This window comes from Streptomyces sp. NPDC088246 (assembly GCF_044741025.1).
In the GTDB taxonomy this organism is placed as follows: domain Bacteria; phylum Actinomycetota; class Actinomycetes; order Streptomycetales; family Streptomycetaceae; genus Streptomyces.
Genome location: NZ_JBIURV010000015.1, coordinates 191,329 through 205,707, shown reverse-complemented (window position 1 = coordinate 205,707; position 14,379 = coordinate 191,329). Strand labels below are relative to the sequence as shown.

Below are 14,379 nucleotides of genomic sequence, written 5' to 3'. Positions count from 1 at the left end.
TCTCAGCACTCATGACAGACAAGGCAATGAAGACGTACACCCCGCAGAACGACCCGCAAGGAATGACACCCCACTCCTGAGAAGCACGCTCCCGTCCCCCTGACCGTCGCGGCTGAGATCGCCTCGCGCGCCAGCGCGGCAGGTCAGATGCGCGGCCGCGTCCAGTGAGACAGGAATCGTAGGTGTGCGCCGGCCGCCCCGCGCGCTTTGAAATCTGTGAGTATCGCAACCCATTTCCTCAGGTAGGCATGCTGCTCTGTGAGGTGCGATAGCTGTGAGAGCAGCCGTCGGCCAGGGCCTGCTGTCCTCTGACAAGTGATCTTGGCCGTTTGCCAGGAGATTTTGACGACCAGCAGTTCCCTGCCACCTGATCTTGACCGATGGTCCTCTGTGAGCCAGGTGTCGTTTTGGTCGGACATCCCGGTGGGCCCCTTCCCGGCCTGAGATGATCAGCGGGACCGTACGAATGAACGCAGAGGTGGGGAACATGGTCGGCCTGGTGCTGCTCGGCGTCTTGGTGCTCGCCGTCGGCGGGTGTGCGTGTGTGGTGTGGGCGGAGCGCGGCGGGCCCCGCTGGGTCCGCGGCGTGGCGACCGTGACGCTCGCCGCGAGCGAGCTGGTGCGTCGCTCCGAGAAGAACCGGCGCCGGAGTCTGAACCGGACCACCAGCGACGGCGAGTAGGAACGGACGAAGCGGCCTGAACCGGGCGGTCAAAGTCGCCTGGCAATCGGTCAAGATCACTTGTCAGAGGTCACCTGCGGCTGCTGCATGGTGCTGCTGATCGTCGTGGTGGTGGCTGGGATGGTGGTTCGTGGTGCAGCGCAGCATTTGCACGACCCGGCCGGAACAAGGGTGCTGCTGCTCCGCAAGATGACCGCGCCGCAGCCCCCTACCTGATCGGCCTCCGCGACACGGCCGCATTGCTGGCCGGATTCGCCCTCGCCGCCTGCCGCAGGACCGCGTGGGTGGTGTGGTCAGCCGAGGAAGGACAGCCGGACTTGGCGTTCGGGGCTTTCCCGGCTGGAGTTCACCAGTACAACGGACTGCGAGGCCCCCAGTTCCAGCTCACCATTGACTACGGGCAGCGTGGCGTGTGGTGGTACCAGTGCCGGGAGCACGTGGTCACTGCCGTGGCCTGGACGACCGTGGCGGGCTCGCCAACGGTCGTCCGCGGGAAGAATTTCGCGGAGGGCTGCCAACAGGTCATCGTCACTGCCCGCGCCGGTCTCGATGATGGCCAGGCCGGATGTCGCGTGGGGGGTGAAAACGTTCAGCAGTCCGTTTCGCCCATGAGCGACCTCCCGGAGGAACGCGGAGCATGCGTTCGTCAGGTCGTGCATGGTCTCAGTGGCGCCGGTTGCAATGTTGATGGTGCGGGTGGTGAAGGTGCCGGTCATGATTCACCGGTACCCATCACAGAACAAAAGCACTAAGGGCCGGATGGGTTGTTCCTCCGGGACTCCGCCGGTAGGGGCACGTGCTCCCGTACCTGGACAGGCCCATCGCACCGTCTCATCCGAATACCGCAAGCCAGCCCTGGACTGCGGCTTCCTCGCTCTCCCGGCCCCACACGCATCCCTTGCCGTCCAGCGCCTCGGGGGCCTCCCCCTGAGTGGTGGACACGCTGATACTGGATCTGCTTGATCCGGAGGAAGCGAGAAGACCACCGATGGCGATGAAGGACTACTCGGACGAGTTCAAGGCCGATGCCGTGGCCCTGTACGAGTCCACACCCGGGGCGATCTACAAGAGCATCGCTGCTGACCTGGGCGTCAACCGGGCGACTCTGCGTGAGTGGGTGCTGCGGGACCGCGAACGCCGTGGCATCACCGCGGCGATTGCGAAGCCGGGCGCCCGGCCTCGGAAGGCGGTGCCATCCGCTGATCCGGACGAGCGGGTGCGGCAGTTGGAGGCCCGGGTGGCCGAGCTCGAGGCGAGTGAGCGCAAGCTCGCCACCGAGCGGGACATCCTCCGCAAGGCGGCCAAGTATTTCGCCGGAGAGACGAACTGGTGAGGAGCCGCTTCCAGTTCGTTGACGACCACCGGAACACCTACGAGGTGAAGCGGCTCTGCCAAGTCCTGGACGTGAACCGGTCCAGCTACTGGATCGCGCCCTTCTCGTTCTTGGGCGCGGCGTCGTACTCGGCCACGATCCGCAGCTTGTACTCCGGGCTGAAAGTGCGGCGCTTCGGCCGGGGAGCCGGGTCGGACCCGGCGGGCTTGGTGCTGGTCATGAGGGGGTGGTTCTCCTGTCGCGCCCTCTCAGGCTAACCCGCCGAAGCGGAACGTCTCACCCAAGGCTGACAGAGAGGGTTCCTGGTGTCGGACGATGCCTCGTTCATCACTGGCCGGACCATCCAGGCCGACGGCGGCTGGTTCTGACCAGGAAGGGCACCGTGGGCGAGACGGCCGCACAGCCTTGGTGCGCCGTCTGCTGATTCTGGGACTGGAAGTCTCCCACCCTGCACTGGAAAACACCTGGTCGCAGCGGCCAGAGTCCGTCGAACAGGCGTACAGTTAAAAGACCGGAAGTACTTCGCACACCGGCTCCCACGCGGGTGTCATTTCCGGCGATCACGAAAAACCGGGCTGCCGACGGACAGCCCGGGGGCAGGTCCACACCATGGCCACCCTCCTTGACCGGACCGCGCCCCGCGCCCCCGCATCAGAGTTCCCGGCACGCTTGTCCCTCACCCCGAAGAGCACCCTCGTCGGCCAGCTGGACGGGGCCTGGTGGCCCCGTTCCCGCGACCTGGACGTGGAGCTTCCACCGCTGGTGGCCGCACTCGACGAGGTCTGGGGACGCATCACACGCGTCACCGTGAACCCCACCCACTGGCCCGTCATCCCGCACAAGGTGCCCGTCTCCGGGCACACCGTCCATGTGGGCTGGTTCACCGAACAGCACCCCGACAAACTGATCCTGCTTTCCCTCACCCTCGGCCGCTGGGACCTGCTCGTGATCCCGCCCGAGACCGAGCCCGCCGCCACGGCCCGTCTCATGGCCGCTGCCGCGATCCCCGGAAGCGTTCTCACCGCCGACATGCTGATGGCCAACGAAGCCGATATCAGCAGCGGCATACGGGACGCCCGAAGCCGCGAGGACACCTGGGAAACCGAAGGCGGAGCATGCATGGCGCCCTTCGGGCACCCGATCGGGCAACGGGCCCTCCCCGCACCCGGGAACACGTGGCGGTGAGAAGCATGGCGCCCCTCATCTCATCGCGGCGGTGATCGTCATGACCGCCATCGGAATGCACCAGATGCACCTCCTCAACAGACAGCACGACGCGCGCATCGCCGCCTATCACTTCAGCGACGCCCTGCCCGGCGTCCGCCGACGCAGCCGCAAGCACCACCCGCGGGCACACGGAGACCCCTGCCGATGACCCAGACCCTCCTCTGACCGGGGGCAGTGGGTGGGACGCCACAGGCGTCCCACCCACCGACGTGTCGCCCGCCCCCGACGAAAGGACACCTGCCTTGGACCCTCACGAGACACAGACACCGCGGGCAGCCGGACACGCAGAAGTCCGTATCGTCGCCGCCTCGCCCCAGGCCGCCCGCGCGGTCGCCGAAATACTGCGCCACTGCTTCGACGCCACCGAACAGCGCAGCTACCCCACCCCCGCCGGCGCCACCCGGCTCCACCTCACCGTCGACACCGAAGCCGCCGTCGGCCCCGCCCGCTCCCGGCTGGCCACCAGCAGGCCCCCCACCGGCACCGGCGCCCACGCCGATGAGACCTGACGGACCGGGGCACACACCACGCACGAAAGGACGCGGCCATGGCCACACTTCGCGAGCGGAAGACCTACCGCCAGCAGATCCTCAACGACCTGTACGAAGCCACCGAAGGCAACCGCCTCCTCGGCATCACCGGGGCGAAACTCGGACACGACCTCCACATCCCGGAACAGGACTTGGCCGCCGCCTGCACCTACCTCGCCGGCGAGGGCCTGATCACCGTCGACTGGGAGCCCGGCAACACACCCGCAATGGTCTCAATGACCCACCAGGGAATCCGGCTCATGGAGACCGAGGAAGAAAATCGCGGCTGAACCAGCCTCTCGAGCATCCGCGCCACCTGGGATGGAACGAGCAGCGTGGAGGCGTGGAGGACACTTCCAGGGTCTTCGGGTTCTCGCGGGCGAAGGGCTACGACCTGATTCGTCGCAGGGAGTTGCCGTGCCGCGTGCTGCGCATCGGCCGTGGGACACGCGTCGTCACCGCGTCGATGCTCCGCGTGCTCGAAAGCGGAGAGCCGGAGTACAACAGCGTCCACGCGGAATGCGGCACGCCGTCGCATAACACCATTCCAACAGCTTTTTGAAGGGGCCTGACATGTCGGTCTTGAGCTCTACAGGCGCCAGGAACGTCTGCCAGCCTCTTGGCCGAAGTGGCGCAGTCGAGGCAGGGCCGCTCATGCTGTTCAACGACAAGGTGCGCATCAAGGGGAAGACCACTCCGGGGCTATTCATCAGCGTCAACGGCTTCAGCGCCGGCGCCAATGCAGCCTTCCAAGAGGGCACCGCGTTCCTCACCATCGAAGGCAGGGCGCCCTGTTCCCCGCTCTCCGAGTCGGTCCGTGACGGTCGACGCCCAGTAGCCCGCCGCGCGCAAAACCCCGCCGGAGCAGGCGGATTCCAGGGGTTGTTGCAACACGTGGTTGGTTGATCAGGCCGCGAGCAGTTTATGCAGGCGCTCGGCTGGGGTTTCCCAGTCGAGCGTTTTGCGTGGGCGGCTGTTGAGTTCGGCAGCAACGGCGGCCAACTGCTCGGGCTCGTGGACGGACAGGTCGGTTCCCTTGGGGAAGTACTGTCGTGGCAGGGCGTTGACGCTTCTATGTCAAGCGGCGAACTGATGTTGAGTGATGTGGTGCTGCCAGGAAGCTCGGTCTTTGGTCATGGCTCGGTGGATGACGTCGATCAGATGGCGTTTGAGGATGCGTCGGGCTCCGCGGGCTCCCTTGGTTGGCTCGCGGCGGGCCAGGAGTGCTCGTGCGCCCGGGTGGAATCGCTGTTGGACGATGGACGTCGTGTAGAGCACGCTGTTGAGCCGCCGGTTGCCGCCTCGGTGCAGTCGGTAGCGTTCCTTGTCCGAGGAGTAGACCGGGATCGGTGCAGTTCCGGTATAGCGGGCGAGCTTTGCTGAGCTTGTGAAGCGGGTGATGTCGCCGATCTCGGCGAGGAGGACCGCCGCAGAGACGTGGCTGATCCCTGTGATCTCCAGCAGCGCGGGTGCCAGCGGGGTGACCAGTTCCCGGATCGTGGTTTCGAGTCCGCGGACACGTTTGTTCAGCTCGTCCATCTCCGTGATCATCTCGATCAGCACCCGGTGGACGTGGGCACTCATTTCCGTGGTGTCCAGCAGCGCTGTCAGCGAGGTCATGCCAGGCCGACGGGTGAGGTCGCCCGGGGTGTGGTCGAGCCAGAGGCGCGTGTATGCCTTGATCTGGTTGATCACCATGGTGCGGCGTCGGACGAGGTCGGCCCGTGAGTCGACCAGAACGCGCAGCTCGCGCACGCGGTCATCAATGCGGTGACGGTCCAGGCCGGGTGTGGCGATCGCAGCGTGGGCGACCGCGAGTGCGTCGACGGGGTCGGACTTCGAGCCGGTGGCGGCGTGCCGTTTACGGTGTGCGGCCATCAGACGGGTAGGGACCCAGATCACCTCGTGGCCGGCCAGCAGCAGGCCGTCGGCCAGACGGCGGGCGAAGCCACGGCCGTCCTCAATGGCCCAGGCGACGGGGGCGTCGTCGGCGATCGTGCGGATCCATTTGAGTAGGACGCCGATCAGGTTCGCGTCGTTCTTGACGGTCAACGGCCTGGTCAGCCGCCTGCCGTCAGTGTCGACGGCCACTGCGACGTGGACGTGCTTGTGCGGGTCGATCCCCACTGTCACCATCGAGTTGACCTCTTGTCTGCTGTCGCGGATGACGGGACAGACGCGAGGGCCCTGGCCAGGGGACAAACCTATTGCGAGTTGACGGCTCAGCAGGCTTCTATCAAGTCACTCCTGGCCAGGGCTCTCGCCCTGTGGACCGCCGTGGACATCTCAACGGAAAGCCTTTCCTCACGTGTTCTCCGAGTCACCCGACGGTGCCGCCGAACCTCTCCCGTCGAAGAAGCCCGGCCCGCCAAGGCTGCACCAATTGGTGTTCTCGTTCGATCCGCGCTGCCAGGGGCTGGCTGGGTCGCAGAAGTAGACCGGAATGTCCGTGGCGACAGTGAAGGCGTGATGGGCAGCCACCTCGGATCCTTGATCCCAGGTCAGGGACTTGGTCAGGTGTCGCGGCAGGGCCTGGACGGTGGTCTGCAAGGCCATGCTGACGTCTTCGGCGCCACGGCCCTGGGGCAGATGGACGAGCATGACGTAACGGGTGGCCCGCTCAACCGGGGTGCCGGTGGCGGAGGCGCCGTCCCTGCCGATGATCAGGTCGCCTTCCCAGTGACCGGGCACTGCCCGGTCGTCCGCTTCGGCGGGCCGCTCGCTGATCATGACCATGGGGTGGGAGAAGCGCGGCTGCCGGGCAGCGGCCCGGCGGTGCGGCTTCCGCCGGGCCCGGCCCGTGCGCAGAGCTCTGGCCAGCTCCCGGCGCAGTTCCCCGCGGCCCTGGACGTAGAGGGCCTGATAGATCGTCTCGTGGACCACGTGCATCTCCGGCCGGTCGGGGAACCGTCTGCGAAGAGCGTGACAGATCTGTTCCGGGCTCCACTGCATGGTCAGGTGGGCCTGGATGAAGTCCCGCAGTTCGGTGTCCTGGCCGATCTTGCTGGGCTTGGGCCGGGGCCGGCGGGCACCGGCCCGGCGCTGGGCGGCGTGGGGACGGTAGGCCCATGCGGGTGCGGTCGCCGCGCAGAGGCATGCCGTTGCGGCGTATTTCACGGCTGATCGTGGACGGGCTGCGGCCCAGCTCGGCGGCGATCGCGCGGACGGACGCCTTCTCCCGCAGCCGGTCGGCCATGTGGAGACGCTCGTCTTCCCGCAGGTACCGCGTCGGCGAAGGCTCGGGCTCCTGCTCCGCAAGAGCAGGAGCCCGCCGCCGCTTCGGGTCGGTCCGGCCGTTTCGCCATTCGCGGCCGGTCCGTTCATGGACGCCGACGCGTCGGCTTGCCTCTCGGTTGGTCAGCCCCATCTGCACGAGCCGGAAGTATTCCTCCCGCTCGGCCTGGAGCTTCACAGGCCCCTGAGCCTTGCGAACCTTGCGGATCTCGAAATCCATCGCCCCCCATGAGCTGGGGAGTTGCGACGATCACTAGAACCGAAGCAGCCGACGGGGGCTTCTCACCTGCCTCGCGCTCTCACGTGCCTCTCACGTGCCTCTCACCAACGGGGTAGACGCGACTGCACCAGAGGACCCTGACCTGCGCGAATCGCCCCGGCGTGGACCACCTGGACCACGCAAGACGCCATCTACAACCTGTGCCAGGTGGGACCGTCACGGCCCAGGGCGGGCAGCAGTGGCCGGACGCAGTTCCTTCGGAGGGACGGGTACGCACAGGGTGGAGGTCTTGGAGCCGAGATCACCCCTGGGATGCCAGCTGAGCGCCCGCTACAGTCACTCAGCGTGCCTGCGACAGCGCCAAGTTTCGTCTCCCGCCGTCCGTCACGGCGGCCCTCCCTGGGGAGAATCTGGGGAGGATCAGCGCTGCTGGGGAGCGTCTGGGGAGGATCGACTACATAAGACGGCACGCCCCTGAAAGACCCTGAAAGATTCAACTGCACTGGTCAGAGGCGACTGAAGCTGCATCGCTCCAGGTCAGCGCGACGTGGTAGACAACTTCATGACGAAGTCCACCGGTTCGGACCTGGTTGCCGTTGGGATTACTCACGCCGACCCCTGACTCGGGCACGCAACCTCGATGCACCCATCAACCGCTTCAGCTCCCGTCGATCAGGGCGGCACAGGCGTCGCCCACGGCGACAGCCGTATTCACCGCCGAATCCGCCCCGGCCACCCCTCGCCGAACGTCTTGGCGCTGCGGTGATCGCGCTGCGCGGCGTCCACCCGGGCTGGCTCGCAACCGACACCGAATCTCATTTCGCCCAGGATCCGGTCCATACCCGGACCAGGCCGGGCTCGAAGACCACCGAGGAACGCTTTTTCGCTGGTCAACGTGTACCACCAGGAGACGAAGAATCTGCCGGGATGGCACCACGGCCGGTCCGCACAGCGAACGCCGCTTCGCAATCCCTCCCGCCGCAAGCAAGTGGCTGGAATGTCCCCATACACCACGTGCTGACGAGGCCGGTGTATGCATAGGCACCGACGTCCGGCCACAACCGAACGCATCCTGATTCGGACCTGGTCGCGCCCATCACGTTCTCGCACGTGCCCTTCGCTGCCGCAAGGCCGATACTGCCGACAGGAGCAGGTCAGCCGAGACCCGCCCGACCATCCAGCCAAGCTGACGGCCCGTCACCAAAGTCAGCATTAAGTCAGCATCAGTACCGCCAGAACCCGCTCACGACCGCCAGGGACAGCCAAGATCACGATGTACCCATACCCACTCTGAACAGCGAAAACGCAGGACAACAACTCACCTGCTACCCTGCCTGGGAGATACCTATGAGGATGCTCATCAACGTTCCCGAAACCGTTGTCGCGGACGCGCTGCGCGGTATCGCCGCCGCTCACCCCGAGCTGAACGTGGATGTCGAGAATCGTGTCGTCGTACGGCGTGACGCGCCCGTGGCCGGGAAGGTGGCGCTCGTCTCCGGGGGCGGGTCCGGGCACGAGCCGTTGCATGCGGGATTCGTCGGGCCCGGGATGCTGTCCGCGGCCTGCCCGGGAGAGGTGTTCACCTCGCCGGTGCCGGATCAGATGGTGCGGGCCGCCGCCGCGGTCGACAGTGGGGCGGGGGTGTTGTTCGTCGTCAAGAACTACACCGGTGACGTGCTGAATTTCGAGATGGCCGCCGAGCTCGCCGAGGACGACGGCGTGCAGGTCACCCAGGTGCTCGTCAATGACGACGTGGCGGTGACCGACAGTCTGTTCACCGCGGGGCGGCGGGGCACGGGCGCGACCCTGTTCGTCGAGAAGATCGCTGGGGCAGCGGCCGAGGAAGGTGCGCCGCTGGAGCGGGTGGAGGCCATTGCCCGGCGGGTGAACGAGGCATCGCGGAGTTTCGGGGTGGCACTCAGCGCCGTCACCACGCCCGCCAAGGGGTCCCCCACATTCGATCTGCCCCCGGGCGAGCTGGAGCTGGGGATCGGCATTCATGGCGAGCCGGGTCGGGAGCGGCGTCCGATGATGACGTCGCGGGAGATCGCGGACTTCGCGGTGGACGCGGTCCTGGAGGACCTGTCGCCGCGTGGACCCGTGATCGTGCTGGTCAACGGGATGGGTGCGACGCCGCTGCTGGAGCTGTACGGGTTCAATGCCGAGGTGCAGCGAGTGCTGTCCGAGCGGGGTGTGGTGGCGGCTCGTACGCTCGTGGGGAACTATGTGACCTCGCTCGACATGGCGGGCTGCTCGGTGACGCTCTGCCAGGTGGACGAGGAGCTGCTGCGCCTCTGGGACGCGCCGGTGGAGACGCCTGCGCTGCGCTGGGGCCGTTGACCCGCCCGACAAGGAGATCATGTGCTGGACGCCGACTTCTTCCACCACTGGATGACCGCGGCCGCGGCTTCCGTGGACCGCGAGGCGAACCACCTCACCGAGCTCGACTCGGCGATCGGTGACGCCGATCATGGCAGCAATCTGCAGCGCGGATTCGCCGCGGTGAGGGTGGCCCTGGACAAGGAGCCGCCGCCGACTCCGGGGGCCGTGCTGATGCTCGCCGGGCGACAGCTGATCGCAACGGTCGGCGGGGCTTCGGGCCCGTTGTACGGAACGCTGTTGCGACGTACCGGTAAGGCTCTGGGCGACGCGCCCCGGGTGGCACGGCAGCAGTTGGCGCAGGCGCTCGGAGTGGGCGTCACGGCCGTGGCCCAGATGGGCGGGGCCCAGGCCGGGGACAAGACGATGCTCGATGCGCTGCTGCCGGCCGCCGAGGCGCTCGGTACCTCGTTCGGCGCCGCCCAGGAGGCGGCGGAGGCAGGGGCGCTGGCGACGGTACCGATGCTGGCCCGCAAGGGCAGGGCGAGCTATCTGGGTGAGCGCAGCATCGGACATCAGGATCCGGGCGCGACGTCCTCCGCCCTGCTGATCGCCGCACTGGCCGAGACCGATGGTGCGAGTGGCGGTGACGCGTGAGCGGCGGGAAGCAGGTCGGGATCGTGCTGGTCTCGCACAGTGGCCCGGTGGCCGAGTCCGTCGCCGAGCTGGCCAGGGGGCTCGCGGCAGGTGGTGCGACGGCTCCGGTGGCCGCCGCCGGTGGCACGCCCGCGGGTGGTCTCGGGACCAGCGCCGAGCTGATCGCCGAGGCGGCCAGGTCGGTGGACGGCGGAGCGGGGGTGGCGATACTGGTCGACCTGGGCAGCGCGGTGCTCACGGTCAAGACGATGCTGGCCGAGGAGGACGAACTGCCGGACGGCTCACGGCTGGTGGACGCGCCGTTCCTGGAGGGCGCGGTGGCTGCCGTGGTCACCGCGTCGGCGGGCGGCGACATCGCAGCGGTGGAGGCTGCGGCGTCGGAGGCCCACGGGTACCACAAGGTGTAGGCAGACGGGTTCCGCGGTCGTGAGGCCGCCCCGCACCTGTGTCCATGGGTGGTGCGGGGCGGCCCGGTGCCTGTCCGGCTGTGATCGCCGGACAGGCACGTGGTCTGTCAGGCCGCCGACGCGGCCCCGGCTGCCCCGATCCTGATCTGCACCTTCTGTGTCGTTCCGTTGACCGTCACAGCGAGCGTGATCGTGCCCGGTCGGAGCGCGGTGAGGGTGCCGGTGGACGGGTCGAGGACCGCCGTGTGGCGGTGACGGGCGTCGTCCCGGTCGCCGATGTGGACGTTCGGGGACCCGGTCCAGTCCGCGGCCAGCGGGAAGCCGACCGGGACACTGCGGGTGCCCTGGGTGACGGTCGCCGTGACTCTCGTACTGCTTCCGGTGCCGAGGACCGGGGGGGCTTCGATTGCCAGGGCGTCGACATGCACTCGGGTCTGTACGGAGACCCAGTCGGGCCCGCCCTGCCACGGCCGCTGCCGCGCTGCGGCCTGTTCACCGGACGTGATGTGGTCGGCACCGACCAGCGACCAGCCGGTGAAGCCGCCCTCGCCCGCCGGTCCGGCCGGTGCCTTGCCGGAGTTGCCGTTGATCAGATACGGCACTCCGTCGACGTGCGAGGCGTGGAAGACCCCGACATGGCTGCCGATGAAGGCCGCGCCCTTGCCCGTCGTACGGCGGAAGTCGGCGAGCCACTGTTCGACCAGGGCCGCCTCCTTGCGGTCCCCGAGCTGGCTGCCCTTCTGTACGGTCGGGTCGCGCGGCGGCACGTGCTCGATCAGCATGACCGAGTCCACGGTCCGGTCCTTCGCCGCCGCGTCCAGCTGGGCGCGGAGCTGCTTGATCTGGGCGAAGCCTCCGCCGCGCAGGCTGAGGCTGGATGTGTCGAGCGTGACGAAGCGGGTGCCCCTGTGGTCGAACGTCCGCTGGGCGGGCCCGAATTCGGTGACGAAATTGTCGATCCTGCCGCCCATCACTTCGTGATTGCCCGGTACGTAGTACCAGGGCAGCGAGTCACCGAGTTCCTCGGTGAGGATCCGGTGGGCGAAGGCCAGGTCGGCGGGCGATCCCTCGTCGACGAGGTCGCCGTTGATCACGAGGAAGTCCGGGTCGGCTGCCTTGATCTCGCGCAGGGTGCGCCGCGCCTGGGTGACGATTGCGCTGTCCGGGTCACGGGCGACGAACTGGGCGTCCGACATCACCGCGAACCGCCAGTCCCTGCGCTCGGTCACGGCTGCCGGGTCGATCAACGGATCGGCGGAAGCCACCTGTTCGGGAAGGTCGACGGTTGGCGGCACCTGCGCGGTGAGCTCGTCGATGACGATCTCACCCGTGTACTGCTTGGCGGCCGCGGTCTCCGCGAGGTAGAAGCGGGACACGGAGAGCGGCATGGCAGCTCCCGGCGGTACGGCGAAGGTGACTTGCCGCCAGCCGGTCCAGGTGACGTACGGTCCGCGCAACAGCTGGTCGGAACCTGCGGCGTCCTTGAGATGCAGGGTAGGCCAGGCGCCCTTGCCGTCACCCTTGATCCACAGCTTGAACGACTGGGGCTGGCCGGGCACGGGGACCGGCTGGGGCGGGGCGGCGTAGGCGGCGCGGGTCGCGGTGGACTGGGTGAAGTCATAAGTGAGCTTCAGTCCGGTGCCGGTGCGGCCGTCGGGCGTGGCGGCGAGGGAACCGCTCGCCCGGGCCTGGCTGAACTTCCAGGATCCTGCGTCGTCGAAGGAGGAGACTGCCTGCTCGGTGAGGCCGACGCTGACGGCGAGGACGGTGGTGGTACCGGCCACGGTTGCCTTGATCTGTCCGGCGCCGGTGCCGGTGCGTGAGGTGACGGTGAAGGAGCCCTGGCCGTCGGCGCGGATGTCGAAGAGCGCGTGGTCGTAGTCGAGGGTGATGTCGCGCGGTTCGATGGGGGCGCTGGTGCCGTGGGCATCGAGTCCGACGATGCCGAACGTGCCGGTGGCCTCGGCGTCGGCGAGGCCCACCCGCTGGGTGGTCGGCTCGATCCGGGCGAGCTTGTCGAGGACGGTCAGGGATGTGCTGCCGCGCGCCGGTCCGTGTTCGGCGCGTACGTCGGTGGTGCCGCTGCGTCGCGCGGTGAAGAGCCCGTTGCCGTCCACCGTACCGACGGCGCCCCGCACCGTACGCCAGCGCGGGTCGCCGTCGGCGGGGCCGTACGTCTCGTCGTATCCGGTCGCGGTGAGGCGTCGGGTGAGTCCGGGGAAGACGCGGTCGGGGTGGCCGCCCTTCACGGGGTCTACGCCCGGTGCGGAACCGGCGGGCGTACGGGGCTGGACCCAGAAGCCCTTGAGCCGGCCGCTGCCGTCGGGGGCGGTGAGGGCGAGGCCGTTGGGGACGGTGCGTTCGCTGCCGTCGGACGGGCTGTTCTCCACCCGGAGCGCGTCGCTGCCGGGCTCGCGCGCGACGAGGGTCGACGATCCGCCGCCGTCCAGATTGAGTGCGCTGTACGAGCCGGCGCGCTGCATCATCAGACCGAGTTCGGTGAGGGTGACGCCGCCGCTGTCGGCCTGCCGCCCGTCGACGGTGAGGATCTGCATGGTCCGGCCGTCCTTGGAGAAGCCGACGGCGGTGCGGGGCGCTGCGGTGTTGTTGCCCTCGCCGTCGTGGTTCTGTGCGACTCCGTCGGCGACGAGAAGTTCACGGCCGCCGACCGCGGTGCGCGGCACAGGTCCGCTGTCGGTGCGTGCCCGGTAGGTCAGGGACACCGGGTCGCCGGGCTTCAGGGCGTCCAGTGCGACGGCCCCGGCTTCACGGCCGACCAGCACGGTGGTGTCGTCGGGGACGGCCCCCGGTCCGGTGGTGTCCGAAACGGAGACGACCTTGCCGTCCCGCACGACCGCTTCGGTGACCGGGGTCGCGTTGTCCACGGTCAGGGCACGGTCGGCGGTTCCCCAGGCGGAGGTGTACGCGCCGACTCCCCCGGCAGGCACATTGGCGGCGTTGTACGCGGCGAGCGGCTGCTGCCCGGCGGGCAGGGTGAGCGTCCCCTCGAAGTACAGGTTCAGGATGCGGCCGGCGCTGTCGGGGCCGATGCCGACGGCCCGGTTGATTCCCGGGGCGGGCGACTGGACGGTGATCCCGTCCCTGATGCCGATCCCTTCCGGCGCACCGGTCTGGTTGATGTCGAAGAAGTCGGCGTTGATCGCGGCGACGGTGCGGCGGCCACGGCCCGCGACGTGGCCGGCGGCGAGTTCGGAGACCGTGCGCCGGTCGGAGACCTTGCCGGTGGAGAGGTAGTCGGCGTGTACGCCGGTGCCGGTGAGGTCGACGGAGAGGGAGTCGACCCGCAGCCACTTGTCGGATTCGAGCCGGTCGTACGAGTCGATACGGACACCCGGGGCGATCGGGCGCGACGTACGAGCGGTCTCGATACCGTCGCCGTCCGCGACCGATCTGGATTCCCCTGCCGGGTTGCTCGCGGGTGGTGGGGCGACCGGTCTGAGGATTTCGGCGGAGGTACGGGGACGGGGGTCGGGGGTCGAATCGGCGAGCGCGGGAGAGATCGCGCCGACCGTCATCGCGGAGACCGTCGCGAGCAGCACGAGCGGTCGCGCAACCGTCCCGTACCCTCGCGCCGCCCTCCCGCGCGGTCCGGTCGTCTTGCCGACTATGCCAAGGCCCACAAATCCTCCTGGAATCCCGATGGTTGCGCGGCTCGGCCCGCGGGCAGAAAGCGCTGTCGGCGGACAGCATGGCCGCGCGCACAGCCGCGCACCAGGGGGCATCGGGAACCTCAGGGGAAACAGGGCGGG

The 14,379-nt window shown here is 68.4% G+C and carries 16 protein-coding genes and 2 pseudogenes; 12 read left to right on the top strand and 6 right to left on the bottom strand.

Going from position 1 to position 14,379, the window contains the following annotated elements; all coding sequences use genetic code 11:
• The first annotated feature begins 487 nt into the window (after positions 1 to 487).
• Positions 488 to 682, top strand: coding sequence for a hypothetical protein (locus ACIPEK_RS22200; protein ID WP_401998665.1), 195 nt, complete (start codon positions 488 to 490; stop codon positions 680 to 682).
• 87 nt (positions 683 to 769) lie between these two features.
• Positions 770 to 898, top strand: coding sequence for a hypothetical protein (locus tag ACIPEK_RS22195; protein ID WP_327277502.1), 129 nt, complete (start codon positions 770 to 772; stop codon positions 896 to 898).
• Between the two features lie 77 nt (positions 899 to 975).
• Here ACIPEK_RS22195 and ACIPEK_RS22190 read toward each other — a convergent pair whose 3' ends face one another.
• On the bottom strand, positions 976 to 1,398 hold the full coding sequence (locus ACIPEK_RS22190) for a YjbQ family protein (RefSeq protein WP_401756039.1): 423 nt from the start codon (positions 1,396 to 1,398) through the stop codon (positions 976 to 978).
• Positions 1,399 to 1,670: 272 nt separating this feature from the next.
• Between ACIPEK_RS22190 and ACIPEK_RS22185 the strand changes: the two genes are divergently transcribed.
• On the top strand, positions 1,671 to 2,015 hold the full coding sequence (locus ACIPEK_RS22185; protein ID WP_401998632.1) for a transposase: 345 nt from the start codon (positions 1,671 to 1,673) through the stop codon (positions 2,013 to 2,015).
• Positions 2,016 to 2,100: 85 nt separating this feature from the next.
• On the opposite strand, the gene ACIPEK_RS22180 is transcribed toward ACIPEK_RS22185, so the two are convergent.
• Entirely contained in the window at positions 2,101 to 2,235 is a 135-nt protein-coding gene (locus ACIPEK_RS22180; RefSeq protein WP_401998629.1) for a hypothetical protein, read from the bottom strand.
• A 389-nt stretch (positions 2,236 to 2,624) separates the two neighbouring features.
• On the opposite strand from ACIPEK_RS22180, the gene ACIPEK_RS22175 reads away from it, so the two are divergent.
• The 6 genes from ACIPEK_RS22175 to ACIPEK_RS22150 all read left to right on the top strand — a co-directional run bounded on the left by ACIPEK_RS22175 (position 2,625) and on the right by ACIPEK_RS22150 (position 4,678).
• Entirely contained in the window at positions 2,625 to 3,200 is a 576-nt protein-coding gene (locus tag ACIPEK_RS22175) for a DUF5994 family protein (protein ID WP_401998626.1), read from the top strand.
• A 40-nt stretch (positions 3,201 to 3,240) separates the two neighbouring features.
• Complete coding sequence (locus tag ACIPEK_RS22170) at positions 3,241 to 3,390, top strand: hypothetical protein (protein WP_401998623.1); 150 nt, start codon at positions 3,241 to 3,243, stop codon at positions 3,388 to 3,390.
• Positions 3,391 to 3,484: 94 nt separating this feature from the next.
• A complete protein-coding gene (locus tag ACIPEK_RS22165) occupies positions 3,485 to 3,751 on the top strand; it encodes a hypothetical protein (RefSeq protein ID WP_401998620.1) in 267 nt (88 codons plus the stop codon).
• A gap of 38 nt (positions 3,752 to 3,789) precedes the next feature.
• The gene (locus tag ACIPEK_RS22160) at positions 3,790 to 4,062 is read left to right on the top strand and encodes a hypothetical protein (protein ID WP_327277497.1); all 273 of its coding nucleotides are present in this window, start codon (positions 3,790 to 3,792) and stop codon (positions 4,060 to 4,062) included.
• Positions 4,063 to 4,115: 53 nt separating this feature from the next.
• Positions 4,116 to 4,334, top strand: coding sequence for a hypothetical protein (locus tag ACIPEK_RS22155; RefSeq protein WP_401998616.1), 219 nt, complete (start codon positions 4,116 to 4,118; stop codon positions 4,332 to 4,334).
• 92 nt (positions 4,335 to 4,426) lie between these two features.
• Complete coding sequence (locus ACIPEK_RS22150; protein WP_401998613.1) at positions 4,427 to 4,678, top strand: hypothetical protein; 252 nt, start codon at positions 4,427 to 4,429, stop codon at positions 4,676 to 4,678.
• Here ACIPEK_RS22150 and ACIPEK_RS22145 read toward each other — a convergent pair.
• The 3 genes and pseudogenes from ACIPEK_RS22145 to ACIPEK_RS22135 all read right to left on the bottom strand — a co-directional run.
• A pseudogene (locus ACIPEK_RS22145) lies at positions 4,679 to 4,837 on the bottom strand (IS30 family transposase); the annotation flags it as partial.
• A gap of 12 nt (positions 4,838 to 4,849) precedes the next feature.
• Positions 4,850 to 5,908, bottom strand: a complete 1,059-nt coding sequence (locus tag ACIPEK_RS22140; protein ID WP_401998610.1) for an IS110 family transposase — start codon at positions 5,906 to 5,908, stop codon at positions 4,850 to 4,852.
• 246 nt (positions 5,909 to 6,154) lie between these two features.
• Positions 6,155 to 7,226 (bottom strand): annotated as a pseudogene (locus tag ACIPEK_RS22135) (IS30 family transposase); the annotation flags it as partial.
• 1,347 nt (positions 7,227 to 8,573) lie between these two features.
• Here ACIPEK_RS22135 and dhaK point away from each other — a divergent pair.
• The 3 genes from dhaK to ACIPEK_RS22120 are packed head-to-tail and all read left to right on the top strand — an operon-like array spanning position 8,574 to position 10,609.
• The gene (dhaK, locus tag ACIPEK_RS22130; RefSeq protein ID WP_401998607.1) at positions 8,574 to 9,566 is read left to right on the top strand and encodes a dihydroxyacetone kinase subunit DhaK; all 993 of its coding nucleotides are present in this window, start codon (positions 8,574 to 8,576) and stop codon (positions 9,564 to 9,566) included.
• A gap of 21 nt (positions 9,567 to 9,587) precedes the next feature.
• Complete coding sequence (gene dhaL / locus ACIPEK_RS22125; protein ID WP_401998604.1) at positions 9,588 to 10,202, top strand: dihydroxyacetone kinase subunit DhaL; 615 nt, start codon at positions 9,588 to 9,590, stop codon at positions 10,200 to 10,202.
• On the top strand, positions 10,199 to 10,609 hold the full coding sequence (locus tag ACIPEK_RS22120) for a PTS-dependent dihydroxyacetone kinase phosphotransferase subunit DhaM (RefSeq protein WP_383076103.1): 411 nt from the start codon (positions 10,199 to 10,201) through the stop codon (positions 10,607 to 10,609). Before dhaL ends, ACIPEK_RS22120 begins: the two co-directional genes overlap by 4 nt.
• A 107-nt stretch (positions 10,610 to 10,716) precedes the next feature.
• Here the strand turns inward: ACIPEK_RS22120 and ACIPEK_RS22115 are convergent, their stop codons facing one another.
• The gene (locus ACIPEK_RS22115) at positions 10,717 to 14,145 is read right to left on the bottom strand and encodes a phosphodiester glycosidase family protein (protein ID WP_401998662.1); all 3,429 of its coding nucleotides are present in this window, start codon (positions 14,143 to 14,145) and stop codon (positions 10,717 to 10,719) included.
• Positions 14,146 to 14,379 lie beyond the last annotated feature (234 nt).